Annotated in this window: 22 protein-coding genes; 9 read left to right on the top strand and 13 right to left on the bottom strand. The window is 39.3% G+C overall.

Annotated elements, in window-relative coordinates:
* Window positions 1–72 precede the first annotated feature (72 nt).
* Window positions 73–1,446, top strand: a complete 1,374-nt coding sequence (gene hemN, locus GTH24_RS18905) for an oxygen-independent coproporphyrinogen III oxidase (protein ID WP_115351117.1) — start codon at window positions 73–75, stop codon at window positions 1,444–1,446.
* An 18-nt stretch (window positions 1,447–1,464) separates the two neighbouring features.
* Here the strand turns inward: hemN and glnG are convergent, their stop codons facing one another.
* The 3 genes from glnG to glnA all read right to left on the bottom strand — a co-directional run bounded on the left by glnG (window position 1,465) and on the right by glnA (window position 5,541).
* Complete coding sequence (gene glnG / locus GTH24_RS18900) at window positions 1,465–2,889, bottom strand: nitrogen regulation protein NR(I) (protein ID WP_164526833.1); 1,425 nt, start codon at window positions 2,887–2,889, stop codon at window positions 1,465–1,467.
* 10 nt (window positions 2,890–2,899) lie between these two features.
* Window positions 2,900–3,946 carry a nitrogen regulation protein NR(II) gene (gene glnL, locus GTH24_RS18895; RefSeq protein WP_072068834.1) on the bottom strand — a complete coding sequence of 349 codons (1,047 nt, stop codon included), beginning with the start codon at window positions 3,944–3,946 and terminating at the stop codon, window positions 2,900–2,902.
* A gap of 185 nt (window positions 3,947–4,131) precedes the next feature.
* On the bottom strand, window positions 4,132–5,541 hold the full coding sequence (gene glnA, locus GTH24_RS18890; protein ID WP_072068833.1) for a glutamate--ammonia ligase: 1,410 nt from the start codon (window positions 5,539–5,541) through the stop codon (window positions 4,132–4,134).
* Window positions 5,542–5,900: 359 nt separating this feature from the next.
* On the opposite strand from glnA, the gene typA reads away from it, so the two are divergent.
* From typA to rluF, 5 genes are all read left to right on the top strand, one after another.
* Window positions 5,901–7,736 (top strand): ribosome-dependent GTPase TypA, encoded by a 1,836-nt coding sequence (gene typA, locus GTH24_RS18885; RefSeq protein ID WP_072068832.1) that lies wholly within the window; start codon window positions 5,901–5,903, stop codon window positions 7,734–7,736.
* Window positions 7,737–8,101: 365 nt separating this feature from the next.
* Window positions 8,102–8,719 (top strand): glucose-1-phosphatase, encoded by a 618-nt coding sequence (yihX, locus tag GTH24_RS18880; RefSeq protein ID WP_072068831.1) that lies wholly within the window; start codon window positions 8,102–8,104, stop codon window positions 8,717–8,719.
* A gap of 67 nt (window positions 8,720–8,786) precedes the next feature.
* Entirely contained in the window at window positions 8,787–9,224 is a 438-nt protein-coding gene (gene dtd, locus GTH24_RS18875; protein ID WP_072068830.1) for a D-aminoacyl-tRNA deacylase, read from the top strand.
* 36 nt (window positions 9,225–9,260) lie between these two features.
* A complete protein-coding gene (gene fabY, locus GTH24_RS18870) occupies window positions 9,261–10,175 on the top strand; it encodes a fatty acid biosynthesis protein FabY (protein ID WP_072068829.1) in 915 nt (304 codons plus the stop codon).
* A 194-nt stretch (window positions 10,176–10,369) separates the two neighbouring features.
* A complete protein-coding gene (gene rluF, locus GTH24_RS18865) occupies window positions 10,370–11,251 on the top strand; it encodes a 23S rRNA pseudouridine(2604) synthase RluF (RefSeq protein ID WP_164526832.1) in 882 nt (293 codons plus the stop codon).
* An 81-nt stretch (window positions 11,252–11,332) separates the two neighbouring features.
* Here the strand turns inward: rluF and GTH24_RS18860 are convergent, their stop codons facing one another.
* From GTH24_RS18860 to GTH24_RS18845, 4 genes are all read right to left on the bottom strand, one after another.
* Entirely contained in the window at window positions 11,333–11,572 is a 240-nt protein-coding gene (locus tag GTH24_RS18860; protein WP_072068827.1) for a hypothetical protein, read from the bottom strand.
* An 87-nt stretch (window positions 11,573–11,659) separates the two neighbouring features.
* Window positions 11,660–13,336 carry an AsmA family protein gene (locus tag GTH24_RS18855; protein ID WP_072068826.1) on the bottom strand — a complete coding sequence of 559 codons (1,677 nt, stop codon included), beginning with the start codon at window positions 13,334–13,336 and terminating at the stop codon, window positions 11,660–11,662.
* Between the two features lie 106 nt (window positions 13,337–13,442).
* A complete protein-coding gene (locus GTH24_RS18850; RefSeq protein ID WP_072068825.1) occupies window positions 13,443–13,991 on the bottom strand; it encodes a hypothetical protein in 549 nt (182 codons plus the stop codon).
* 154 nt (window positions 13,992–14,145) lie between these two features.
* Entirely contained in the window at window positions 14,146–15,537 is a 1,392-nt protein-coding gene (locus GTH24_RS18845; RefSeq protein ID WP_072068824.1) for a uracil-xanthine permease family protein, read from the bottom strand.
* Window positions 15,538–15,778: 241 nt separating this feature from the next.
* Between GTH24_RS18845 and gltS the strand changes: the two genes are divergently transcribed.
* Window positions 15,779–16,993, top strand: a complete 1,215-nt coding sequence (gene gltS, locus GTH24_RS18840; protein WP_072068823.1) for a sodium/glutamate symporter — start codon at window positions 15,779–15,781, stop codon at window positions 16,991–16,993.
* A 151-nt stretch (window positions 16,994–17,144) separates the two neighbouring features.
* On the opposite strand, the gene recG is transcribed toward gltS, so the two are convergent.
* From recG to GTH24_RS18810, 6 genes are all read right to left on the bottom strand, one after another.
* Window positions 17,145–19,232, bottom strand: coding sequence for an ATP-dependent DNA helicase RecG (recG, locus tag GTH24_RS18835; protein ID WP_164526831.1), 2,088 nt, complete (start codon window positions 19,230–19,232; stop codon window positions 17,145–17,147).
* 4 nt (window positions 19,233–19,236) lie between these two features.
* Window positions 19,237–19,959 (bottom strand): tRNA (guanosine(18)-2'-O)-methyltransferase TrmH, encoded by a 723-nt coding sequence (gene trmH, locus GTH24_RS18830; RefSeq protein WP_072068821.1) that lies wholly within the window; start codon window positions 19,957–19,959, stop codon window positions 19,237–19,239.
* A gap of 2 nt (window positions 19,960–19,961) precedes the next feature.
* Window positions 19,962–22,088 (bottom strand): bifunctional GTP diphosphokinase/guanosine-3',5'-bis pyrophosphate 3'-pyrophosphohydrolase, encoded by a 2,127-nt coding sequence (spoT, locus tag GTH24_RS18825; RefSeq protein ID WP_072068820.1) that lies wholly within the window; start codon window positions 22,086–22,088, stop codon window positions 19,962–19,964.
* Window positions 22,089–22,117: 29 nt separating this feature from the next.
* Entirely contained in the window at window positions 22,118–22,393 is a 276-nt protein-coding gene (gene rpoZ / locus GTH24_RS18820) for a DNA-directed RNA polymerase subunit omega (RefSeq protein WP_006534607.1), read from the bottom strand.
* A gap of 54 nt (window positions 22,394–22,447) precedes the next feature.
* Window positions 22,448–23,071 carry a guanylate kinase gene (gmk, locus tag GTH24_RS18815; RefSeq protein WP_072068819.1) on the bottom strand — a complete coding sequence of 208 codons (624 nt, stop codon included), beginning with the start codon at window positions 23,069–23,071 and terminating at the stop codon, window positions 22,448–22,450.
* Between the two features lie 304 nt (window positions 23,072–23,375).
* Window positions 23,376–23,993 (bottom strand): trimeric intracellular cation channel family protein, encoded by a 618-nt coding sequence (locus GTH24_RS18810; RefSeq protein ID WP_072068818.1) that lies wholly within the window; start codon window positions 23,991–23,993, stop codon window positions 23,376–23,378.
* Between the two features lie 136 nt (window positions 23,994–24,129).
* Between GTH24_RS18810 and GTH24_RS18805 the strand changes: the two genes are divergently transcribed.
* Window positions 24,130–25,422, top strand: a complete 1,293-nt coding sequence (locus GTH24_RS18805) for a DUF3748 domain-containing protein (protein ID WP_164526830.1) — start codon at window positions 24,130–24,132, stop codon at window positions 25,420–25,422.
* Window positions 25,423–25,595: 173 nt separating this feature from the next.
* Window positions 25,596–26,042 (top strand): selenium binding protein, encoded by a 447-nt coding sequence (locus GTH24_RS18800; RefSeq protein ID WP_164526829.1) that lies wholly within the window; start codon window positions 25,596–25,598, stop codon window positions 26,040–26,042.
* Window positions 26,043–26,049: the final 7 nt, after the last annotated feature.

Raw genomic sequence — 26,049 nt, 5'->3', positions numbered from 1 at the left:
ATTATTTCAGATATTCATAATGTCTGTTTGCTGGTATGAGATATCAGCGGTTCACTTTTGGAAGGTAGAGGCATGTCAGAACAAACAATTATTTGGGATCTTGACCTGATCCATAAGTATAACTATTCAGGTCCTCGCTATACATCATACCCAACAGCATTGGAATTTAATCAACAATATGGTGATGTTGATTTTATCAAAGCGACTCAACGTTATCCTGAGCGCCCTTTATCACTTTATATCCATATTCCTTTCTGCCATAAGCTGTGTTATTTCTGTGGTTGTAATAAAATTATTACGCGGCATAAACATAAAGCAGATGAGTATCTTGATGTTTTAGAAAAAGAAATTATTAATAGAGCTCGTTATTTTAAAGACAGAAAAGTGACTCAAATGCATTGGGGCGGGGGTACGCCTACTTTTCTGGATAAGCAACAAATTAGTCGATTGGTTTCGCTATTACGTCAGCATTTTCATTTTGTCGATAATGCAGAGCTTTCTATTGAAATTGACCCACGTGAGATTGAATTAGATGTTATCGATCATTTGCGTAATGAAGGCTTTAACCGCCTGAGTATGGGAGTGCAAGATTTTAATAAAGAAGTACAACAAAAAGTAAATCGAGAGCAAGATGAAGCGTTTATTTTTGCATTAGTAGAGCGTGCGCGTGAAGTGGGTTTTCACTCCACCAGTATTGATTTAATTTATGGCTTACCTAAGCAAACCAAAGAGAGTTTTTCCTTTACATTAAAACGTGTCATTGAATTATCGCCAGATAGATTAAGTGTATTTAATTATGCTCATTTACCTAATTTATTTGCGGCTCAACGTAAAATTAAAGATGAAGACCTCCCTTTAGCGGAAGAAAAATTAGAAATATTACAAGAAACCATTTCTACACTGACGACAAACGGCTATCAATTTATTGGAATGGATCATTTTGCTAAGCCTGATGATGAATTAGCCGTAGCTCAGCGCAAAGGTATTTTACATCGTAATTTCCAAGGATATACCACTCATGAAGAGTGTGATTTATTAGGTATGGGTGTTTCTGCAATTAGTATGTTAGGAGATAACTATGCGCAAAATGAGAAGGTATTGAAAGAGTATTATACGCGTGTAAATAGTGAAGGTAATGCACTATGGCGAGGCTTATCACTGACTAATGATGATTGTATTCGCCGTGATGTAATTAAAACCTTAATTTGTAATTTTAATCTGCATTTTTCTGATATTGAAAAAATGCACGATATTGCCTTCCATGACTATTTTAAAGAAGATTTAGAATTACTTGTGCCAATGAAAGATGATGGCTTAATTGAAATAACAGCAGACGGCATTCAAGTAACACCAAGAGGACGTTTGCTTATTCGTAATATCTGCATGTGTTTTGATACCTATTTGCGAAATCAAATGCGCCAACGTCAATTCTCTCGTGTTATTTAAATAAAGAGGGGTAGAGGACTAATATTCGTCTATCCCTAATTCTTTTAATTTTCGGGTTAATGTATTTCTTCCCCAACCTAATAATCGTGCAGCATCTTGTTTATGGCCTTGTGTATAGGCTAAAGCGCTGAGTAAAAGTGTCCGTTCAAACTGAGGTAATGCATTCGTTAGGATATTGTCTTTTCCTTCAGCTAATGCTTCGTCTGCCCATAATGAAAGATGTTGTGACCAATGTTGAGATGAAGCAATTCGACTGATATTTTTTGCTTTCTCATCGAGTTGGCGAATTTCTTGCGGTAAGTCTTGAGGCATAATTTCTTGGCTTGCGGTCATTACCGTTAGCCAGCGACATACATTCTCTAATTGTCTTACGTTACCGGACCAGTTGTATTCCATCATTATTTGTAAACTTTGTTGATGGAGTGCTTTCGCTTCCACACCAAGTTCTTTTGCTGTTTTTTGCAAAAAGTAGCGCGCTAAGTTTGGAATATCTTCTGTTCTATCTCGTAGTGGCGGTAATTGAATGCGAATAACATTGAGACGATGATAGAGATCTTCACGAAAATCACCAGCCTGAACGCGTTTTTCTAAGTCTTGATGTGTTGCGGCAATAATGCGTACATCAACTTTAACGGGAGCATAGCCACCTACTCGATAAAATTGTCCTTCAGCAAGCACTCGTAGTAACCGTGTCTGAATGTCGAGGGGCATATCACCAATTTCATCAAGAAAAAGAGAACCGCCATTTGCTTGTTCAAATCGTCCTTGGCGTACTTGAGAAGCACCGGTAAATGCCCCTTTTTCATGACCAAAAAGTTCTGATTCAATTAAATCTTTAGGAATAGCCGCCATATTGAGAGCAATAAAGGGAGAGGAAGCTCTTGGGCTGTGGCGATGTAATGCATGCGCGACTAGCTCTTTTCCTGTGCCCGATTCCCCATTAATCAGCACACTGATTGAGGAACGAGAAAGTCGCCCAATAATACGATAAACCTCCTGCATTGCAGGCGCTTCACCAATCATATCAGAAACAGATTGCAGAGTAGTTCCAGTCGTATTGGGCTGTTTTTGCTCGCGATAATGCGTAATTGCACGATCAATTAATGCTACGGTTTCATCAATATCAAAGGGTTTCGGTAAATAATCAAAAGCCCCTTGTTGATAAGCATTTACTGCAGCATCCAGGTCAGAATGCGCAGTCATAATTATCACGGGTAAAGTAGGGTAGTTTTCTTTAATGATTTTAAGAAGAGATAAACCATCGATATCAGGCATACGAATATCGGAGAGTAAGACATCCGGTATTTCTGCATTGAGAGCGTTAAGCACATCATTTGCATGCTCGAAGGTTTTACATACAAGGTCTTCACGAGAAATTGCACGTTCAAGTACCCAGCGAATAGAGCTGTTATCATCGACAACCCACACATTTCCTTTTTGCATTAGTTATCTCCTACTTAATTGGTAAATAAATAGAAAATTCGGTATTCCCAGGCCAACTGGTAAATTCAATTTTACCTGCATGCTGATCCACTAAATTACGCGCAATTGATAATCCCAATCCATTTCCCCCTTCTCTACCGCTTACCATGGGATAAAAAAGTGTGTCTTGTAAGTGAGAAGGGATACCATCGCCAGTATCAATCACATCAATACGAGCAACAAGGCGATGACGTTCACCATGGAGTGTGACTTGAAAAGCAGTGCGGGTACGCAAAATAATCGTCCCTCCTGTTTTTTCAACAGCTTGTAAAGCATTGCGTGTAATATTTAAGAGTACTTGTTCTATTTGATCTGGGTAATGTGATAACTCAGGCAAACTAGGATCGTAATCTTTTAACAAGGTGACATTTTCAGGGCATTCGAGAGAAATAAGTTGAGCCACACGCTCAACAACATGATGAATACTCTGATATGTTTTTGTTCCCGGATGTTGGGGGCCGAGTAGTCTGTCCACCAGCACACGAAGGCGATCAGCTTGTTCAATAATGACTTGCGTATATTCTGTTAAGGCAGGATCGGGTAATGATTTTGCCAGCAATTGTGCAGCGCCTCTTAATCCACCTAACGGATTTTTAATTTCATGTGCCAGCCCCCTAACCAATTCCCTCGCAGCCATCTGCTGTGCTTGTTGTATCTGCTCTTGGCTTAACCGGCGTTGACTATCCATAGGCGCCAGTTCCAGCAAAATGTGTTGCTCGGAAATAGGTTGGGCACTGAGCGACATTGTATGTGATTGGTTATTAACAACCAATATCACTTCATTGTCGGTAAAGCTTTGTCCACTCGCTAATGTTTCACGCATTAAATCAGCATCAAAAGAGTAATAACTGAATAAGGCGGTAAAAGGCGTTTCAAATAATTTTCGGCGGCTCTGTGCTAAAACCTGTAATGCAGAATGATTCGCATAACAAATAATAAACTCTTTGTTGATAACCAATACTGAGTGTATCAATGAGTCCAAAATTAATGTGTTATCAGGTAAGTCTGCCGTTTCCATATTGAATACCTCGTTGCACCATTTTAGTGCATCTTACCTTTATTGCATTAATGAACCAATGCGTAAGTGAATAGACGGACTCCTTAAGTGGGAGAAAAGTGCCCATCCGAAGATGGGCAAAATAGCTTCACGGCAAAAAAAACAGTTTTACATCTTGGCTTAAGTTTTTATCAGTAAAATTTAACTTAAGCGCTGTAATACATTTCAAATTCAAGAGGATGTGGAGCCATACGTACACGTTGAACATCTGCACGTAATAATTCTAAATAAGCATCAATAGCATCGTCAGTAAAGACGCCACCGCGGGTTAAGAATTCACGATCGGCATTTAGTGTATTTAATGCTTCCTCTAATGAACCTGCGACAGTTGGGATCTCTTTTGCTTCTTCTGGCGGTAAATCGTAGAGGTTTTTATCCATAGCATCACCAGGGTGAATTTTATTGATAATGCCATCAAGACCAGCCATTAACTGAGCAGCAAACGCAAGATAAGGGTTTGCTAATGGATCAGGGAAGCGAACTTCAATACGGCGTGCTTTCATGCTGGCAACCACTGGAATACGAATTGATGCCGAGCGGTTACGTGCGGAGTAAGCCAACATAACAGGGGCTTCAAAACCTGGAACTAAACGTTTATAAGAGTTAGTCGTTGGGTTAGTAAATGCATTTAGCGCACGAGCGTGTTTGATAATACCGCCAATGTAATACAGCGCCATTTCAGATAATCCGCCGTATTTATCGCCTGCAAATAGGTTTACACCGTTTTTAGACAGAGACATATGGCAGTGCATGCCTGAACCATTATCACCTACTAGCGGTTTTGGCATAAAGGTCGCTGTTTTACCAAATACATGAGCTACATTTTGTACCACGTATTTATAAATTTGGGTTTCATCTGCTTTTTTGGTCATGGTATTGAAGCGAGTCGCCACTTCGTTTTGACCTGCTGTTGCCACTTCATGATGGTGGGCTTCAACCACTAAGCCCATTTCTTCCATAATGTTACACATGGTAGAACGAATATCTTGTGATGAATCAACAGGTGGCAGTGGGAAATAACCGCCTTTAACCATAGGGCGGTGCCCTTTGTTACCGTCTTCATATTTAGTATTGGTATTCCAAGCCGCTTCAATATCATTAATAGCGTAAGAAGCGCCTGAAATATCGTTTTTAAAACGAATATCATCAAACAAGAAGAATTCTGGTTCTGGCCCAAACAGTACTGTGTCTGCAATACCACTTGATTTTAAATAATCTTCAGCACGTTTTGAAATAGAGCGTGGATCGCGGTCATAACCTTTCATTGTGCCCGGTTCTAGCACATCACAACGAATAATCAGAGTTGGGTCTTGAAAAAATGGGTCGAGCATTGCGGTTGTTGCATCTGGCATCAGCACCATGTCTGATTCGTTAATGCCTTTCCAGCCACCAATAGAGGAACCATCGAACATTTTTCCTTCTTCAAAGAAATCATCGTTAACCTGATGAGCCGGAATAGTAAGATGTTGTTCTTTACCGCGGGTATCAGTGAAACGTAAGTCAATATATCTAACTTTATGTTCTTCAATCATGGATAACACATGTTCAAGGGACATAGAAACTCTCCTGGCGAATGGTTTTATTGAGTGCAGTGGCCTTACACATTTTTTGGTGAATTTTTTGCTCACCTAAATTCTATTGCGAAAAGCATGCCAACTTATCTAAAAAGGGATATATACTGTATTGATGAAGTTTAGTGTAGAATATCTCCTGTGATTTTTTAATTATTGCACAAAGTTGGTGCGAATTAAGCCTAATTAGTTGCACTATTTTGGTGCAATCGAACGGATGCTACTAAATTCTGAGGCGTGAAAAGGATCACAATTCAATTAATTGCATATTGTTAAGCAATCATTATTGTGATCTTGTTTAGTCTCTCGTCTAAAGCGTGTACAATACTGCGCTTATTTCTACAATGCCTGAGGCAAATTTTGTGATCGAAAACTTGCGTAATATCGCCATCATCGCCCACGTTGACCATGGTAAAACAACTATCGTCGATAAATTACTACAGCAATCTGGTACGTTCGGTGAGCGTGAAACCGTTGCTGAGCGCGTGATGGACTCAAATGATCTCGAAAGAGAGCGCGGAATTACTATTCTTGCGAAAAATACAGCGATTAAATGGAATGACTATCGTATCAATATCGTAGATACCCCAGGACACGCCGACTTCGGTGGTGAGGTAGAACGCGTTATGTCTATGGTAGACTGCGTTCTATTGCTGGTTGACGCGATGGATGGCCCAATGCCACAAACTCGTTTTGTGACACAAAAAGCATTTGCTAACAACTTAAAACCTATTGTTGTTATCAATAAAGTTGACCGCCCTGGTGCGCGTCCAGACTGGGTTGTTGATCAGGTATTTGACCTGTTCGTAAACTTAGGTGCAACTGACGAACAACTTGATTTCCCAATTATCTATGCATCTGCATTAAACGGTATTGCGGGAACAGATTACAATGACATGGCTGAAGATATGACTCCGTTATATGAAGCTATTGTCAAATATGTAGAGCCACCAAAAGTGGATCTGGAAGGTACATTCCAGATGCAAATTTCTCAGTTGGACTACAACAACTACATGGGTGTTATCGGTATCGGTCGTATTAAGCGTGGTAAGGTTAAACCTAACCAACAAGTGACTATCATCGATAGTGAAGGTAATACCCGTAACGGTAAAGTCGGTAAAGTTTTAGGCCATTTAGGCTTAGAGCGTATCGAAGTTGATGTTGCTGAAGCTGGCGATATCATCGCAATCACTGGTTTAGGTGAACTGAATATCTCTGATACGATTTGTGAAGTGGGTGCTGTTGAAGCGCTACCTGCATTAGCCGTTGATGAACCAACTGTTAGCATGTATTTCTGTGTTAATACTTCACCATTCTGTGGTCGTGAAGGTAAATTCGTGACTTCTCGTCAGATTTTAGATCGTCTGAAAAAAGAGTTAGTCCATAACGTTGCATTACGTGTAGAAGAAACTGAAGATCCAGATGCATTCCGTGTATCAGGTCGTGGTGAGCTTCATCTGTCAGTTCTGATTGAAAATATGCGTCGTGAAGGTTACGAATTAGGTGTATCTCGTCCTAAAGTTATCTTCCGTGATATTGACGGTCGTAAACAAGAGCCTTTCGAACAAGTTACTATCGATATTGAAGAGCAGCACCAAGGTGATGTGATGCAAGCGATGGGTGAGCGTAAAGGCGAAATGCGTGATATGCAACCAGATGGTAAAGGACGTGTACGTTTAGACTACATTATCCCTAGCCGTGGTCTGATTGGTTTCCGTACTGAATTTATGACCATGACATCAGGTACTGGTTTACTGTATGCAACATTCAGTCATTATGATGATGTTCGTCCAGGTGAAATCGGTCGCCGTAATAACGGTGTTATGATCTCTAATGGCCAAGGTAAAGCCGTTGCTTACGCACTGTATAGCTTACAAGACCGCGGTAAATTATTCGTTACTCATGGTGCAGAAGTTTATGAAGGTCAAGTAATTGGTATTCATACCCGCTCTAATGACTTAACAGTAAACTGCTTAACAGGTAAAAAGCTAACTAACATGCGTGCTTCTGGTACAGATGAGGCGACAACGCTGACTCCACACCTGAAACAAACATTAGAACAAGCATTAGAATTTATTGATGACGATGAGTTAGTTGAAGTTACTCCGCAGTCTATTCGTCTGCGTAAGCGTTATCTGTCAGAAAATGATCGTCGTCGTGCTTACCGTAGCAAAGACTAATTCGTTATTCTGATAACATAATTCTTAGGGCGCGTTTAGCGCCCTGAGTTTATACTCTTGATGAGTATATGTTGCTATAAGACGAATGCGGTGGAAACTAATCCCCACCGCATAAGTTCTCTCTTTCTCCCTGCCTTTTCTTATTTTTTTATCCCTTGTCTGCATTTACAACTTAAGCGTTGTACAAGTCACCAATACTATTTCGAAGCACAGATGAAAGTAGTCTCATTTTTCCTCTATCCCAATCCTTTTTATGTTTTACAAAAAAATTAAGTGTGATTATTGTACTTTTTTAGCGTTTAAGCCTGTTCAGTAAAGCGATTTATGATTAAAGTAAAATGAGTTTTCTATTATGGAGAGGATTTATGCTTTATATCTTTGATATGGGTAATGTGATTATTGATATCGATTTTAACCGGGTATTCGCAGTATGGAGTAAACTCAGTGGTGTTCCATTAGCGAACATAAAAAAGAACTTCACCACAGGAGAGATCTTTAAATTACACGAACGCGGCAATATTACAGACATCGAATTTGCAGAAGAAATCAGCTCAGAATTAGGCATGAGCCTAAGCTTTGAGCAATTTGCTGAAGGCTGGCAAGCTATTTTTATCGCAGTTCGCCCCGAAGTTATTGATATAATGAATAAATTAAGAGAGCAAGGACATCGGGTTGTCGTGTTATCGAATACTAATCGCTTACACCAAGATTATTGGCCTGAGCATTACCCTGAAATTGCTGCTTCTGCAGATTTCCTCTATCTATCTCAAGATATTGGAATGAGAAAGCCAGATCCTGAAATCTATAAATATGTTTTACAGTCTGAAGACATTGAAGCACAAGATGCCGTTTTCTTTGATGATATAAAAGCAAATGTTGATGCCGCAATTGCAGTAGGCATGAAAGGTGTACATGTTATTGATAAACACACAGTCATCGACTATTTCAAAGATTACGATTTTACTCTCCCAGTAGAAGAATAATGCTATCTTAAGGATAACAATAGATTGAATTTGTTATCCTTTTTTATTGATTTATTTTGGAGAGAGCATGATCGCATTAATTCAACGAGTGACACAGGCAAATGTGGATATTGCTGGTGAAACAGTCGGCGCTATTAATCAAGGATTATTGGTTTTATTAGGTGTAGAGAAAGACGACAACGAACAAAAAGCCAAAAGACTATGTGAAAAAGTATGTGGTTATCGCATCTTTAGTGATGAAAACGACAAAATGAACCTAAATGTGCAACAAGCAGGTGGCAGTTTATTAGTTGTCTCTCAATTCACACTTGCCGCGGAAACACAAAAAGGTATGCGTCCAGGATTTTCAAATGGTGCGCCCCCAGAATTAGCGAAAAATCTCTATCACTACTTTATTGAACAATGTCAGCTACAAGGCTTAGAAACGCAAACAGGCCAATTTGCCGCAGATATGCAAATCACTCTGACTAATGATGGCCCAGTCACTTTTTGGTTGCAGGTATAACGTCGAACGTACAGTCGTGTTAAAAGGAGCTCAGATATGTACCATTTACGGACACCAAAGACAGAGGCGGAATTTGATGCCTATTATGCTTTTCGTTGGGAAATGCTTCGTAAACCTCTACATCAACCTGAAGGCTCTGAAAAAGACGGTTATGACACCTTTGCTCATCACCAAATGGTTGTTGATGAAATAGGGCAACCCGTTGCAATTGGGCGACTTTATATTAATGCGGATAACGAAGGGGCTATCCGCTTTATGGCAGTACGTACTGATGCGCAAGGTAAAGGCTTAGGTACTCTTGTTGCGATGGCTTTAGAGTCATTGGCTCGCCAAGAAGGTATAAAACGGATCGTGTGTAGTGCAAGAGAAGAGTCTGTAAGCTTCTTTGAAAAATTGGGTTATGAAAATTGTGGCCTAGTTACAGGTCCGCAAACGACACCGATAAAGCATTTCTTTATGAAAAAAAGTATTGAGTCCTTAGATGATATTCTTCATCGGCCTGATTGGTGTGCTGAATTACAAAAACAATGGCATCAACATATCCCATTAAGTGAAAAAATGGGGTTGCGCATTACTCAATACACAGGCACTCGTTTTTATACCACCATTCCTGAAGCAGGAAATCAAAACCCCCATCACACCATTTTTGCTGGTAGCCAATTTTCACTTGCCACCTTAACAGGTTGGGGATTGATTTGGTTATTAATGCAAGAGCATAAATTACAAGGTGATATTGTACTGGTGGATGCCCATATTCGTTATCGAAAACCTGTTTCTGGGCGTCCTGCAGCCGTTGCTGATATGGAAAATCTAAGTGGTGATTTAGGACGATTAGCGAAAGGGAGCAAGGCACGTATCAAGTTAGATGTCGATATTTGTGGTGATGAAGGGGTTGGTGCTGTTTTTAGTGGTACTTATATTGTTTTACCTGCACAAAATAAGCAATGTTAGGTGATTGAAGTTAATTGATTGAATCTAATTGTTTTTTGTCTTTTTTGCATTAAGGCGAGTGGATAATTAATCTATACTTTAATGCTTATCTTATTAAGTTTGCCACAAAAATTCGTCCTTTAGGGCAAGGAGAATGCCAAAGTGTTTCTATCGCGATCCAATTGATGTATATTTCGCAGTTTACGGAGGGAAGCATGGACACCAATTTATCTACTCGTCTTAATAAATATATCAGTGAAAGCGGGATCTGCTCACGTCGTGAGGCTGACCGTTATATTGAGCAAGGACTTGTCCTTATTAATGGCAAACGCGCCGGTATTGGCGACCAAGTATTTGCTGGCGATGAAGTCAAAGTTAATGGTCGATTGATTGAAGCACAGGATAATTCTGAGCTGGTGCTGATTGCGCTGAATAAACCTGTGGGTATTGTCAGTACCACAGATGATGGCGAAAAAGATAATATTGTTGATTATGTTAACCACAGTACCCGTATTTTCCCAATTGGGCGTTTAGATAAAGATTCACAGGGATTGATTTTCCTGACTAACCACGGTGATTTAGTCAATAAAATCTTACGTGCAGGTAACGATCACGAAAAAGAGTACCTTGTGACAGTGAATAAACCGATCACTGATGAGTTTATTCATGGAATGGGGGCGGGCGTTCCTATCATGGGACAAAAAACCAAGAAATGTAAGGTTAAGAAAGAAGCACCAATGGTGTTTCGTATTACCTTAGTTCAAGGATTAAATCGCCAAATTCGTCGTATGTGTGAATATTTTGGTTATGAAGTCACTAAGCTTGAACGTGTTCGTATTATGAATGTGAGTTTATCGGGGTTGCCTGTTGGTGAATGGCGTGATCTGACCGATGATGAACTGATTACCTTATTTGAAGCGATTGAAAAATCAACGTCTGAAATATCACCAAAAGCAAAACAAAATAAACCTAAAAAACAAGTCAGTAGTAATGCAAAAGCCTTGGGTATTCATATTCCTCAAACAAAAACCAAAGAAACGGAAAATAACTCTCGTAAGCGCTTTGTTCAGCCGGGTCGAAAAAAGAAAAAACGCTAATATCATCTCTGTAAATACGATAAAAACAAAAAAACACCTGGAAGGGTGTTTTTTGTTTGTTCTATTTAGGTATTAATAAAATTAGTCTAAATTCAACTCATCTAATTTGTTTTGACGACGTTCAAGCACAATCGCGGCAAGTTCGGCATCCATAACCCGTTCAATTAAGGCGTCATAGTCTTCTTTAGAGAGGCAATAGAACAACGGAGTTTTGTTGTCATCACACACAAGCAGTGTGCTGTTATCTTCAAGTGCAGTTAAAGGAGATTGTTGAAACGTGTTTAAAGATATTTTTTCAGGGGAAAAATCTTCGTCAGACATGAAAACTCCACAATAAAGAAAAGGGCAATAGCGCATTGTAACGCTTTTTATTAAGGGAGCAATCCGTGCTCCTGCGAAAGATCAATATTATAGGTGATTAATTATTTCACCATTTTGTATTTCTGAATTGAGTATTTGTTGTTCACCTTTACTTCCAGTTAATGTGCCATTGAGTGTTGATATCACTGGGATTGCACGTAAATTACCTTTCAGTTTTAGTGTAAATTGGCCTATTTCATCAGAGTAGGTTGTTTTTAAACCTAATGTATAAGGCGTTGATAAAGGCACATTGAGCCCATTAGCAATGAGAGAGAACTGGCGTTGTTGGTTAGATTGCACTAAACCTGCTGAGCCTCGCACAATACCATCACCAATAAAGGCCGAATATTGCTCAATAATTGCATTATCTTGCTGAGTGACAATATTTAGATCAGGGCGACGTAATTCAATTCTATTTAATGTTCCACTATCTGCATTTAATATAGCTGAGCCTTGCCATAATCCCCATTCACCTTCTTTTGCAATAATTAAATTTTGTAGTTTTCCTGTTAATCCTGTGAATTGGAAAGGAAACTCTGGTGTGATATCAATTAAAATTGATTGGTTTATGGATAACTGTTCGATAGTAATATTTTGAATATCACTGCTGTTATCAATAGGCTTAGCTAAAAAAGCGAGCCAATTTTCAGGGAGTGTGTATAAAAGGCCTGAAAGTGTTGCTTCATGAATAGAAATGGTTTTCGAGTCTTTATTCCAATTCCCTGCAAGTTTAATTAAGCCTTTTTCATAACGTAAACTAAGATTATCAAGATTGAGTTGATTGTTTTGCTGATTCAGTTTTGCGATAAGATCAGTGAAATGTTCATCTTGGAAAACAATATCATTTGCGTTGAGTTCACCCGTTGTGAATGTTAGATTTTTATCCCAATCAAACTGAGAAAATTGACCATCAAAACCACTTATTGCCCATTGTTTTCCTTCAGCCGTAAAATCAACAATATTAAGCGCTCTTATGCTAATGCGTGGGTATTTAGAGATTGATTGTGTTAAATCACTGAAGGTTTGAGAGGATTGCCAACGTAAGCCATTCATATAAACTTCATCAAACTTCCATTGATTATTTTGATACTGACCACTTAATGAGAGTGAGCCATTAAGTAAACGTGTTCCTAGTTTTTCTATTTGAATATTATTTGGTTGATATTGACCAGAAATAATGAAATTACTGAATTCATTATTATTTATCGTGCCATTAGCTATGGAAAATTGAAAATGACCTGCACCAATAAAATCTTCCGATGTAGGTGCCCAAGGTGTAATTCCCCCCGTCACTTTTTTTGCTTCGAAAGAAAAATCTGCATTGGTGCTGTTTAAAATCATATTTTTAAATTGCAGAATATCAGCACTTAACGGTATTGATGGAGCCTTATTAGTAAATTCAATATTGCCATTTTCTAATGTAATTTTTTGCAAGTGAGAAGGGGCGGTAAAAAATTGCCAATTAAGTCGAATCTGTGCTGATTTTGCAAAGACAGTTGTTTTGTCTTGCTTAGGGTTAACAGAGAGATCATGAACAATAACTTGTTCGGGTTGCATAAGGTCATGTTCAATACCTGAGAAGCGAATATCGTAATCAGTATATTGTGTTAGCCATTCACTTGTCTTCTGCGCTCCCCACTGAGTCTGAATAAAAGCGTAAATTATGATAATAAATAAAATAACGATAAGTATCAGAGATACCATACTTTTCATCAGCCAGCGCATTGCCCTTCTCCTGTTTTATACTCCATCAAAACATTATACAGTTATGCCTGAAATCTAAGCGATGCTCAAGTATTCGTCACTATATAAAGCAAGATTATTTAACTGCTTATGCATTTATTATAGTGGATATCTTGTTTCTCAATTCGATAGTGGGTTGAGTATTTTGTTTTTGTAAATAGGTTTCAATATTACTCAATATATTTTTTATAGAATTTTTATCCCGTTGTTCTTTATCATTTAATTCTTCTTTTATTAACTTATTGCCATAGTTAATAAGTTGAGAAATGAGTTCATTAGGCTCAAGGCTACCTGAATGATAAGTATCGTAAAAATTAGGGAGAATACCCGCTTGTGTTGGTAAATATTGAAACTGATACGTTAGAAACCTCTCTTTATCTTTATATTGCTGATTATTAAGGTAAGGATTTTGTAAAAATGTCACTAAGTCTTCTTTAATATGTTCTAAGTTAAACTCAGGGATAGACTTATTTCCTAAATAAGTAAATTTATGATCACTATTAAATAACGAAAGAAGAGAATCTTTGAGATAAGTAAAAAATTGCCCAATAGTTTGTATATGAAAATCTTGAGTCGATGGATGACTTTTTAAGTACTCGAGTGCAGGGTTTTTAATTGGGCTCAATGGTGTAGTCATGTTATTTTCCTTTGATTTTCAGTATTGAGATAAAGATTTACCGTAACTCAAAGGGCAATACTTTTATAAAAATACCATTGGCCTAAAGATGATAAATAAAGCGCTATTTTCATAATCCAAAATAGCGCTTTACTCATTTGTTGCTAGTTCATAATTATTTTTCCGGAGGGAAAATTAGATTTAAAATAATGGCAGTTAATCCACCCGCTGCAATACCTGATGATAGCAATGTTTTTAGCCAATCAGGGGCAAATTGTAATATTTGAGGTTGTTGGGAAACCCCTAACCCTACCGCTAGCGAAATCGCAAGGATCATAATTGCTCGGCGATTTAACGCTTCTTTAGACACAATACGTACACCCGATGCTGCTATGGTGCCGAACATAACAAGCGTAGCACCACCTAATACAGGCTCAGGAATTCGTTGCACAAATTCTGCAACAAAAGGGAATAGGCCCAAAACAACCAACATAGCGGCCACAACATAGCCCACATAACGACTGGCAACACCCGTTAATTGAATAACACCGTTATTTTGACCAAAACAGGAGTTTGGAAAGGTATTGAAAAATGCTGATACCATGGAGTTAATCCCATTAGCCAAAACGCCCCCTTTAATACGTTTCATATAAACAGGGCCACTAACCGGTTGTTCAGAGACATCAGACGTGGCTGTGATATCACCAATGGTTTCTAGCGAAGTGATCATAAACACGAGCATTAAGGGAATAAGCAGATGCCAATCAAATGATAGCCCATAATAAAACGGTTCAGGAATAGTCATCATTGGCGTTTCTTGATGCTCTACTGGTGTTGGCAGCATATCCAGTGCCCAAGCAAGAATATAACCCACAGCCATAGCTATGACTAAAGAGGCAACACGTAAATAAGGATTTTTTTGTCGATTCAGTAAAATAATAACAATGAGAACCGAGCCGGCTAATAATAAGTTCTGTGGCGAACCAAAAGTATTATTTTCAATAGCCGCATAGCCGCCACCAATAGAGGTTAACCCGACTTGAATTAACGAAAGACCAATAATCATCACGACTACACCAGATACTAAAGGCGTTATGATGCGTCTTGCCAAGTGAAGTACGCGTGAAAGGACGATTTCTGTTAACGAGGCGACCATTAAAGTTCCAAAAAGGGCAGCCATCATTGTTGGGATATCAGCCCCTCCATTTTTAAGCGCTAATCCCCCCATAATTAAAGGAGCAACAAAGTTAAAGCTAGTTCCTTGAATCGATAATAATCCTGAACCAATTGGTCCCCATGCCCGAATTTGAATAAGAGAGGCAATACCCGATGCAAATAAAGACATGCTGATAATGCGTTGGGTATCGTGTGCAGGTAATCCTAAGGCTTGGCAAATTAAAATCGCGGGAGTAATAACCGCGACAAACATGGCTAAAAGGTGCTGACATGCAGCAAAAAGCGTTTGAGCTAATGGCGGTTTTTCTTCTAAAGCAAAAAGAAGTTCGCTATTTTTTTTAACTGAAACATCACTATCTTTAGGCAATTTTTGATTTTCTGAAGTAACCATGGTGTGAATTTCTTATTCGACAAAAACGGTATTTTAATGATCTGTGCCACAAAAGCAATCGTTTGCGTGAAAATGATGTTATCAAAATGCATAAGAGGCGCTCACATTTTTATATGTTTTAACTTGTGTTTGTCGCCATTTTTTTTTCTAATCGGGGATACCTGCTTTTGGCGTTGTTTATGGATGAACTTAGCGTCGTAGTATTTTTATATAAAATTAACAAATAAGACGGGGTACATAAATGTATCATCTTGATGTTTATGGCACGCTGGTTGCGGCCACTTTGGTTCTCTTGATCGGACGTAAGTTAGTGAAATCTGTTCCTTTTTTAGAACGGTATACGATCCCAGAACCTGTTGCAGGTGGGCTACTTGTTGCAGTTCTTTTATTAGCATTTAAATCTTTTATGGATTGGGAAGTGAGTTTTGACCTCTCGCTTAAAGATCCATTAATGCTAGCCTTCTTTGCAACGATCGGTTTAAACGCGAACCTCGCGAGCTTAAAAGCGGGAGGAAAAGCGCTTTTTATTTTCATCTTTGTTGTGGTTGGGTTGTTGCTAGTGCAAAACACAGTCGGTATTGCATTGGCGAAAATGTTAGGTCTTGATCCTTTAATGGGATTACTTGCAGGCTCGATTACATTATCGGGTGGTCATGGTACAGGGGCAGCTTGGGGTAAAACGTTCGTTGAAAGTTATGGTTTCATGAGTGCGTCTGAAGTCGCAATGGCGTGTGCAACCTTTGGTCTGGTTTTAGGTGGATTGATTGGTGGCCCAGTTGCGCGTTACTTAATCAAAAATATTCCAACACCAGGACTTGGTACTGACGATCATGAAATGCCAACGGCGTTTGAGAAACCCACCACAGGTAGAATGATTACTTCAATGGTATTGTTAGAAACTATTGCGATGATCTCTATCTGTTTAATGGCGGGTACATTCCTTTCTCAATTATTAGAAGGCACTGCATTCTCATTGCCAACCTTTGTGTGTGTCCTATTTATTGGTGTTATTTTAAGTAATAGCCTCTCAATGCTTGGTTTCTATCGTGTTTTTGATAGAGCGGTATCAGTTTTAGGTAACGTGAGTTTATCGTTATTTTTAGCGATGGCATTAATGAGCCTGAAATTATGGGAATTGGCCTCACTGGCGATCCCAATGCTGGTTATTCTAGGTGTTCAGGCGGGTGTTATGGCGTTGTACGCTATTTTTGTGACATTCCGTGTGATGGGTAAAAACTACGATGCGGCGATTTTGGCAGCGGGTCACTGTGGGTTTGGTTTAGGGGCAACGCCAACGGCGATTGCTAATATGCAAGCCGTTACTGATCGTTTTGGTCCTTCTCATCTTGCGTTCTTAGTCGTGCCAATGGTAGGGGCATTCTTTATTGATATTGTGAATGCGATAGTGATTAAACTGTATCTACTGCTACCATTCTTTACGCCTATAGCGGGATAGTTTTTACCGTTATAACTTGAGAAATATCTCTGTATTAAATCGCACCCCAACGTTGTTTTTTCAGCATTGGGGTGTTTTTTATGGCATGTTCCATTTCAATATCACGCAAAACCGCATTTAACGACATGCTAAGGCGATGCAAAGAGTGATTTTATGCTTGGCTATATTGTGTCTTAGCGGGTAACCAGCGTTCGATTAAGGCTTGCGAATGCTTAGGGTAGTGTTGATGTAAGTAACGAGCAATACGTTGTACTTCAGGAATGAGCCCTTGATCGCGTAATAAATCAGCCACTTTAAATTGCGCATTACCTGTTTGTTTGGTACCTAAAAGTTCTCCTGGGCCACGAATTTCGAGATCTTTTTGGGCAATGACAAAGCCATCATTGCTATCTCTTAATACTTGTAATCGTAAACGCGCAGTTTGCGTCAGTGGTGTTTTATAAAGTAAAACACAATGAGAGGCAATTGCACCTCGACCCACTCGGCCACGTAGTTGGTGTAACTGTGCAAGGCCTAGTCTTTCAGGGTTATCAATAATCATCAAACTGGCATTAGGCACATCAACGCCAACTTCGATAACGGTTGTTGCGACTAGAAGATGTAACTCATTTTCTTTAAATGCCGTCATAACAGCTTGCTTTTCAGCAGGTTTCATTCGACCGTGTACAAGTCCGACTTTAATTTCAGGAAGTGTGAGTGTAAGTTCATCATAAATTACTTGAGCCGCTTGTGCTTCAAGTACGTCGGAATCTTCAATTAATGTACAGACCCAATAAGCTTGGCGGTTCTCTTCTGTACAGGCGAGCCTAATACGCTCAATAATATCATTACGACGAGTATCGGGGATGGCAACCGTGGTTACTGGTGTCCGTCCGGGAGGTAATTCATCGATGATAGAAGTATCCATATCGGCATAAGCAGTCATTGCTAGTGTTCGTGGGATTGGTGTTGCTGTCATTACCAATTGATGAGGGTGAAAACCTTGCTCTTCACCTTTTTTCCATAAAGCAAGACGTTGATGCACTCCAAAACGGTGTTGCTCATCAATAATGACTAAGGCAAGGGCGTGAAATTTTACTTGTTCTTGGAAAATAGCATGAGTGCCAATAATAATAGAAACTTCACCATTCGCAATGGCGTTTTGTTGTGCTTCGCGAGCTTTCCCTTTCTGTTTTCCAGCTAACCAACCCACTTGAATACCAAAAGGCTCGAACCATTTTCTAAACGTCAATGCATGTTGTTCTGCTAATAATTCTGTTGGAGCCATTAACGCCACTTGCTTACCATTTGCAATGGCACGTAATGCACTTAATGCTGCAACTAGCGTTTTACCTGAACCTACATCTCCTTGGATAAGTCGCATCATCGGGTAGTTTTTTTCTAAATCATTTTCAATTTCATTGACGACACGTTGCTGAGCATTTGTGGGAGTAAAAGGTAACATTGCGAGAAATTGCTGGCGTAATGTGGAAGTGTTTGGCATAAACAGAGGTTCTGCACGATAAGATTGCGCACCAGCTCTGGCATTCAGCATGCCTAAATTATGAGCCAGTAACTCTTCAAGGATAAGTCTTTTTTGTGCGGGATGTTGCCCTTTTTCAAGCTCTGCGAAGGCGATATCGGGAGGCGGATTATGTAAAGTGCGCAATGCAACTGCTAATGGGGGTAAACCATGAATAAATTGATCAGGTAATAATTCATTAATAGCGCAGGTATCAAGTAATTCTAACGCTTGCTCTATCAGTTTGCGCAATGATGTTTGGCGTAAGCCTTCGGTTGTGGAATAAATTGGGGTGAGTGTTTCTTGCAATTTAACCTCAGCACCTGCCACTTTAATTTTGTATTCAGGGTGGATAATTTCAGGGCCTCGGCTTCCTCGCTTTACTTCACCATAGGCGGTGACTTGTTTACCTTGAGCAAGGTTGTTTTTCATTGCTGCCGTAAAGTTAAAAAAGCGAAGCGTTAGAATACCTGAGCCATCAGAAATTTGGCAGGTCATCATTTTTCGTCGCCCAAAACTGACTTCGGTTCTTAATACTTCACCTGAGACAGTGGCAGGAATACCGGGAAGAAGATCGCTAATAGCATAGAGGTGTGTTTGATCTTCATAACGCAAAGGAAGGTGGAGTAACAAATCCTCAATAGTCACAAGCCCTATTTTTGCCAGCTTGTCTGCCTGACTTGCACCTACGCCGTGAAGAGTGGTTAAGGGGATTGCATCAAGCAGTTTTCCTTTCATGAGATCAATACTCCGTCTTTTTTAATTTCCTAAGTTGCTTTTGTGTCATTTGCATTTCTGCCCACCATGAGTCAGGAGCTTCAATTTCACCACGACCATTAATGTATGGGCGAGGCAGGCCTTTTCGACGAGAAACTTCTGCTAAGACTGGATATCCACCTTCAAATAGCAGAATTTGTTGTTGTTCTTCTGTCAAGGTGCTCTCTGTTCGATTATACATACCTGCAGCCTGACGTTGTCGTTGTGCTTCATATAAAATTAAAGCACTGGCAACCGAAACATTCAATGATTGCACCATACCCATCATAGGAACAATGATATCTTGATCGGCAAGCGCTATCGCATCTTGTGAGATACCTGTTTTTTCTTGTCCCATAATAATACAAGTTGGGCGAGTGTAATCGATATCACGAAAATCGACGGCTTTATCTGAGAGATGTGTCGCAAGAACTTGCATACCTTGATTACGAAAGGTACCTATGGCATCAGCGATTGTGGGGTGTGTTTCTACATTGACCCAACTGTTACTTCCTGCTGCTGGTGATATGAGCATTCGCATTTTTTCTTCAGGCCAAATAGCATGAATTTTAGGAATACCCACAGCATCAGCTGTTCTTATAACAGCGGCCACATTATGGGATTTATGCACTTCTTCAAGGCAAACTGTCAGGTCAGGTTGCCGCATCGCCATCATTTGGCAGATGCGGGCATATCGAATTGAATTCATGGCTAGTTTTTATTACGACTAACGCGCAGAACATCAGGCATGATGCGAAGTTTGCGCATGATATTGGCTAATTGAATTCGGTCTTTCGCGGTTAAGCGAATAAAAGCACAATAAACACGACCATCTTTCTCTTCAGTATTCATGCTTTGAATACTTGAGTTTGCATCATTAATTGCAGCGGTTAAGTTTGCTAATGCACCTTGGTGGTTAATCATATCGACTTTAATTTCAGTAATGAAATCACTGTTGATCTCTTTATCCCACTCGACAGGCATGAATTTTTCAGGCTCTTTTTGATAGCCACGAATATTACGGCAAGATTCATGGTGAATAACTAAGCCTTTTCCTGGGCTAATATGTGCCACGATAGGATCACCCGGAATAGGGCGACAACATTTAGCAAAGGAGATTAATACGCCATCGGCACCTTTAATTGGCAGCTTAGGTGTTTCATCATTAGTTGCATTTGTTGGTGCATTATCATCTTGATTTTGAGTATCAATTAATAAATTACGCGCGACAACAACACTCATAGTGTTACCTAAGCCAATCTCAGCCATTAAGTCATCAATGGAATGGAGCTTCATTCGCTTCAATTCACGCTCAATATTCTCGGCTGAAATATCAGCGAGCTTATGCTCACCTAAAGCGTGATTCAATAAACGGCGACCTAAATTAATAGAGTCTTCGCGTTTTAAATTTTTCAGAAGTTGGCGAATTTTAGAACGAGCTCTTGAGCTGACGACAAAATTTAGCCAAGCTGCGTTCGGTCGTGCACCTGGAGCAGTAATAATTTCAACTGTTTGTCCTGTGCGTAGCGATTGTGAAAGAGGATAAGGTTGCCTATCAACTCTTGCGCCCACACACGCATGACCAATATCAGTATGTACAGCATAAGCAAAATCGACAGGAGTCGCGCTCGTTGGTAATTCAACAATGCGACCTTCTGGAGTGAAAACGTAAATTTCATCAGGAAAAAGATCTGATTTTACGTTTTCGATAAATTCAAATGAGCTACCCGCGCTTTGTTGCAATTCAAGTAGACTTTGCATCCAGCGTTGAGCTCTTACTTGTGCGGTTGTGCCCGGTTGTTCACCTTGCTCTTTATAAGCCCAATGCGCTGCAACCCCCATTTCAGCCATTTGATCCATATCTTCAGTACGAATTTGCACTTCAACTGGCACGCCATGAGGGCCAATAAGTGATGTATGAAGAGATTGATAGCCATTGGCTTTAGGGATGGCAATATAGTCTTTAACTCGCCCCGGACGTGGTTTATAAAGACTGTGCATTTGACCCAATACGCGATAACAGGTATCAACTTCTTTCACGATAACGCGAAAGGCATAGATATCCATAATCGAGTGAAAGCGTTGCTCTTTTAGCAACATTTTGCGATAGATAGAGTAGAGGTGTTTTTCGCGACCGTTTACTTTACATTCAATATGCGCTTCTGTTAGGCGACCTTCAATTTCAGAGAGGATTTTATTAATCATCTCTTTGCGGTTACCTCGAGCAGCCTTAACAACTTCTTTTATAACACGGTAACGATTAGGGTGTAGCGCCTCGAAACCCAGCTCTTCAAGCTCTGTTTTGATATGATGTATACCTAAACGATGTGCTAAAGGGCTATAGATTTCGAGTGTCTCGCGAGCAATACGGCGACGTTTATCTGGGCGCAATGAACCCAGTGTGCGCATATTGTGAGTTCGGTCTGCCAGTTTGATTAAAATGACGCGAATATCTTTTACCATCGCCATAATCATTTTACGGAAATTTTCAGCCTGAGCCTCTTTTTTGTCTCTAAACTTTAATTTGTCCAGTTTAGAAACACCTTCAACAAGATCGGCCACCGTACTACCAAATAGGTTTTCGATATCTTGGAAGGTTGCAGGCGTATCTTCGATAACATCATGCAACAACGCCGCCATAAGCGTTTGGTGGTCTAATCGCATATCTGCGAGAATACACGCAACCGCAACAGGGTGAGTTATATAAGGCTCACCACTTGAACGAGTTTGTCCCTCGTGGGCATTTCGGGCGACGATAAAGGCTTTTTTAAGTTGTTCAACTTGCTCCGATGGCAAGTATTTTTGAACGATTTGATTCAGGCTTTCAAACAGGTACAAGGCAGACCTACCCCTATTTTATAAAACGATTAACGACGACCTTCCGCAATCGCTGAAACAGCTTGTAATTCTGCTGCTTCTTGCTCTTGCTGCTCTTGACGTTCACGAGCATCAAGAATTTTACCGTTAATCAGGCCTTCTTCGATCTCACGTAGCGCGACAACAGTCATTTTATCATTTTCTTCTGGAACTAAAGGATCTTTAGCGCCAACTTGTAACTGACGCGCACGACGTGCTGCGACCAGAACGAGGTCAAAACGGTTACCAATTTTTTCTACAGCGTCTTGAACGGTTACGCGTGCCATATTTGTGTTACTCCACCATTAACGAAATGACTGGGCATAATACTGAAAGTTAACTCAGTCTGCCAATAATTTGCTGATTAAATCACCATGTCGTAGCGTTTGACGATCAAGGCGTAATTTTTCTGAACGAATAATTGATTGTAAATCAGCAAGCGCAGTATTGAAATCATCATTAATCAGCAAATAATCATACTCATTAAAATGCTCCATTTCTGATACAGCTTGTGACATACGTTTTGTAATCACTTCTTCGCTATCTTGGCCACGTCCACGAAGTCGGCGGTAAAGCTCTTCTTTTGACGGTGGCAGAATAAAAATACTACGAGCTTCTGGCATCGCTTTACGCACTTGCTGTGCGCCTTGCCAATCAATATCTAAAAAAACATCAACACCACTGGCTAAGATTTCTTTGATAACTTTGCCGGATGTACCGTAGTAATTACCAAAAACACAAGCATGTTCGAGGAAATCACCACTCTCTATCATGCTTTTAAATTCTTCTTCAGTGACAAAGAAGTAATGTTCACCATGGCTTTCTCCCGGTCTCATAGGGCGAGTGGTATGGGAGACAGAAACCTGCGTGTCATATAAAGGCTGTGTTTTTAACAGCGCTTGAATAAGACTTGATTTACCCGCACCGCTTGGAGCGGAAACAATATAAAGAGTTCCTTGGATCATGATGACTTTCTGAATTTGACTGGAGAATTAAGTATAAATACATGTTTAGGGAGCAAATCCCCCATATAGTATACACATACAATGAATGACATACAGTGCCCATGTTTAATACAGGGATATTTTTTTCTTATTACGTTCTCTTTTTTAATTAGAAAATAAGAGAAAAATTAAACTATGCCAATATTAACATACAATTAAAGGCTCAGTGATAGGAATTACCTTTTATCATAATAGTGAAAAGAGATTATATTTTGAGATACCCCACAGAATCAAAAATAACCGCTGTTGTTAAAACAGCGATTCGTTAATCTTGATTCTCGTAATTAAAGACAGGTAGGCCCAATTTATAACGAATAGCGAGAAGTCGAGCCGTTAACCCAGCAACAAGGGTAATGATGATAATAACGTCTCTTGGTAATGGTGTATAAAACAGTAATCCCATATAAAGCCACGCAGCACCAAAAGCGATACCGGCATAAATTTCTTTTTGGAAAACTAAAGGAATGGTATTACAGAGCATATCCCTTAATACACCACCAAAAGCCCCTGTAATCACCGCGGCAATAGCAGCAATAATTGGGCCATATTCCATATCGAGTGCGATTTGTGCGCCGATAATAGAGAAAACCATTAGGCCGATGGCGTCTAGGATAAGGAAGAGTCGCTGTAAGTGTTTCATCATGGGGGCAACCCACATGGTGATAACAGCAGCACATGCAACAGTGACGATATATTCAGGGTGTTTTACCCAACCCAGTGGGTAATGGCCGAGTAGAATGTCTCTGACAGAGCCACCACCAATGGCCGTTGCTGAGGCGATAATAATTACGCCAAAAACATCCATTTTACGACGGCCAGCAGCAAGCGCACCCGTCATGGCTTCTGCAGTAATACCAATAATATAGAGAACACTAAGTAACATGATTTTCTAATTTTCTGACTATTTAGTGAGGATAGAGTAATTACCTTGCGAAAAAGTCTCGACTGAATTTTTTTAGTGCCAGGTAAAATTAATTAGTTTTTATAATGTGGAAATTTATTTCCCGATAAGGATAAATATGTCTTTTCAGGAACACCAGATTACGTTTGATAGCCGTCATCATCAGTTAACCAATATAAATGTTTGGACACCAGATAGCCAGTGGTTAGTCTATGATGTACGTCCCAATGGAGGATCTTTTACAGGTCTAACCATAGAAAAAATTCATGCGAAAACAAAACAGCAACAGATAATTTACACTGCAACACAAGGAGCATATGTTGGTGTGGCTACAGTATGCCCAACTGAACCTGTGCGTTATGCTTTTATTCATGGGCCTGAAAATCCAGATGATGAATGGCATTATGATTTTCATCATCGTCGCGGAGTGATTGTTGATGAGTCAGCGCAAAATCGTGCTTTTAATATCGATGCATGTTCACTGACCTCCCCATATCAAGCTGGTGCATTACGTGGGGGGACTCATGTTCATGTATTTAGCCCTGATGGTTTACGTTTAAGTTTTACATATAACGATCATATTATGCATGAATTGGGTAGTGAATATGATCAACGTAATGTGGCGGTTGCTGTGCCACTAAAAGCGGTAAATGTCGCTAAAAAACATCCTCGTGAATATGATGGTGAATATTTTTGCACTGTAATAAGCCAAACTGTTGCTCACCCACAAAAGGGAAGTGACGAAATTAATAAAGCTTATGAAGAGTGTTGGGTTGGTACTCAGGGCTATACAAAGGCTGATGGTTCACAACAACGCTGGGCAATTGCGTTTATTGGCGATACTGTGAGTGAACAAGGCGATAAAGTTTCTGATATTTTTTTAGTGGATTTACCTGATGATAATCACGCTTTCAGTATTGAAGGTGATAAGCCATTGGCAGGAACTGACACAACAATGCCAGCGGTGGCTAAAGGTATTCATCAAACACGGCTAACAAATACAACTAATAGAAAATACGCAGGTGTTTTAAATCAGCCTCGCCACTGGCTAAGAAGCTCCCCAAAAGGTGATGCCATTGCTTTTTTAATGAAAGATGACAGCGGTGTTGTGCAGTTATATACAGTTTCGCCAAGTACGAAAGAGATAAAACAAGTTACCTCTCAGAATTGGGATATTCAGTCAGCCTTTACATGGAATAGTAACGGACAATATATCACCTTTATTTGTGATAACAGTGTGATGTTATGTAATGCAAAAACGGGTGAACTAACACGATTAACAGAAAAAACAGCACAAGCGCCAAGTAGTGATGCAGTCGTATTCTCTCCGAATGACCAATATATTGCATTTATGCGTGATGTTGATGGTTATCGACAGATATTTACAGTAGAGACCGGAATTCAATATTAAACAAATAAGAGTATTAATATCATTATTAATACTCTTATTTTAATAATAAATATCTTCATTGTTTAAATAAAAATTAAGTTAGATCTCTAATGAAAAATGATATTTTTCAAAGTTAATAATTAATTAAAATAGAATGGATTTTATTTTTTTCATTATTAAAGGGGATAAATATTATGTATGAAGAATATACAACGCAAGCTTTACCTTCTAAAAAGTATAGAGAATTACTCGGAACTTGTTTTTGTGTATTTAATTCAAACAATAACTTTGTTATAGAAAATATCTTAAGATTAGATAAAGATAAAAAATATTCTTGGCATATACTTATTGATAAAGAAACAGGACAATTGCTTGATGATGTAAAACAAACGATTAATCAAATATCGGGTCTCGAAATAGCTGATCGATTTTATGAAGTCATGGAAATGAGAAATAGGTTAGTGCGTTCATATCAAGTTAGTGCAGAAGAGTGTGATGTTTCTGATGATGAAGATAATCAAATATTAGCGACAAAATACAGCAATGGTAAACAAGAATATATTACAGAAGATTTTTTATTTTATTTTATAGATAAAAATAAAGAATTATCAGAACGACTCTATGAGTTAAGAGATTTATAATTAAGTG

Origin of the sequence: Proteus vulgaris, assembly GCF_011045815.1 — a bacterium.
GTDB classification, from domain to species: Bacteria; Pseudomonadota; Gammaproteobacteria; order Enterobacterales; family Enterobacteriaceae; genus Proteus; species Proteus vulgaris_B.
This window is presented reverse-complemented; position numbering and strand designations above follow the sequence as displayed.

What these genes read in the sequence shown, in the direction of transcription:
- hemN (WP_115351117.1), top strand. Translation starts at nt 73, where the DNA reads ATGTCAGAACAAACAATTATTTGGGATCTTGACCTGATCCATAAGTAT.
- glnG (WP_164526833.1), bottom strand. Translation starts at nt 2,889, where the DNA reads ATGCAAAAAGGAAATGTGTGGGTTGTCGATGATAACAGCTCTATTCGC.
- glnL (WP_072068834.1), bottom strand. Translation starts at nt 3,946, where the DNA reads ATGGAAACGGCAGACTTACCTGATAACACATTAATTTTGGACTCATTG.
- glnA (WP_072068833.1), bottom strand. Translation starts at nt 5,541, where the DNA reads ATGTCCCTTGAACATGTGTTATCCATGATTGAAGAACATAAAGTTAGA.
- typA (WP_072068832.1), top strand. Translation starts at nt 5,901, where the DNA reads ATGCCTGAGGCAAATTTTGTGATCGAAAACTTGCGTAATATCGCCATC.
- yihX (WP_072068831.1), top strand. Translation starts at nt 8,102, where the DNA reads ATGCTTTATATCTTTGATATGGGTAATGTGATTATTGATATCGATTTT.
- dtd (WP_072068830.1), top strand. Translation starts at nt 8,787, where the DNA reads ATGATCGCATTAATTCAACGAGTGACACAGGCAAATGTGGATATTGCT.
- fabY (WP_072068829.1), top strand. Translation starts at nt 9,261, where the DNA reads ATGTACCATTTACGGACACCAAAGACAGAGGCGGAATTTGATGCCTAT.
- rluF (WP_164526832.1), top strand. Translation starts at nt 10,370, where the DNA reads ATGGACACCAATTTATCTACTCGTCTTAATAAATATATCAGTGAAAGC.
- GTH24_RS18860 (WP_072068827.1), bottom strand. Translation starts at nt 11,572, where the DNA reads ATGTCTGACGAAGATTTTTCCCCTGAAAAAATATCTTTAAACACGTTT.
- GTH24_RS18855 (WP_072068826.1), bottom strand. Translation starts at nt 13,336, where the DNA reads ATGCGCTGGCTGATGAAAAGTATGGTATCTCTGATACTTATCGTTATT.
- GTH24_RS18850 (WP_072068825.1), bottom strand. Translation starts at nt 13,991, where the DNA reads ATGACTACACCATTGAGCCCAATTAAAAACCCTGCACTCGAGTACTTA.
- GTH24_RS18845 (WP_072068824.1), bottom strand. Translation starts at nt 15,537, where the DNA reads ATGGTTACTTCAGAAAATCAAAAATTGCCTAAAGATAGTGATGTTTCA.
- gltS (WP_072068823.1), top strand. Translation starts at nt 15,779, where the DNA reads ATGTATCATCTTGATGTTTATGGCACGCTGGTTGCGGCCACTTTGGTT.
- recG (WP_164526831.1), bottom strand. Translation starts at nt 19,232, where the DNA reads ATGAAAGGAAAACTGCTTGATGCAATCCCCTTAACCACTCTTCACGGC.
- trmH (WP_072068821.1), bottom strand. Translation starts at nt 19,959, where the DNA reads ATGAATTCAATTCGATATGCCCGCATCTGCCAAATGATGGCGATGCGG.
- rpoZ (WP_006534607.1), bottom strand. Translation starts at nt 22,393, where the DNA reads ATGGCACGCGTAACCGTTCAAGACGCTGTAGAAAAAATTGGTAACCGT.
- gmk (WP_072068819.1), bottom strand. Translation starts at nt 23,071, where the DNA reads ATGATCCAAGGAACTCTTTATATTGTTTCCGCTCCAAGCGGTGCGGGT.
- GTH24_RS18810 (WP_072068818.1), bottom strand. Translation starts at nt 23,993, where the DNA reads ATGTTACTTAGTGTTCTCTATATTATTGGTATTACTGCAGAAGCCATG.
- GTH24_RS18805 (WP_164526830.1), top strand. Translation starts at nt 24,130, where the DNA reads ATGTCTTTTCAGGAACACCAGATTACGTTTGATAGCCGTCATCATCAG.
- GTH24_RS18800 (WP_164526829.1), top strand. Translation starts at nt 25,596, where the DNA reads ATGTATGAAGAATATACAACGCAAGCTTTACCTTCTAAAAAGTATAGA.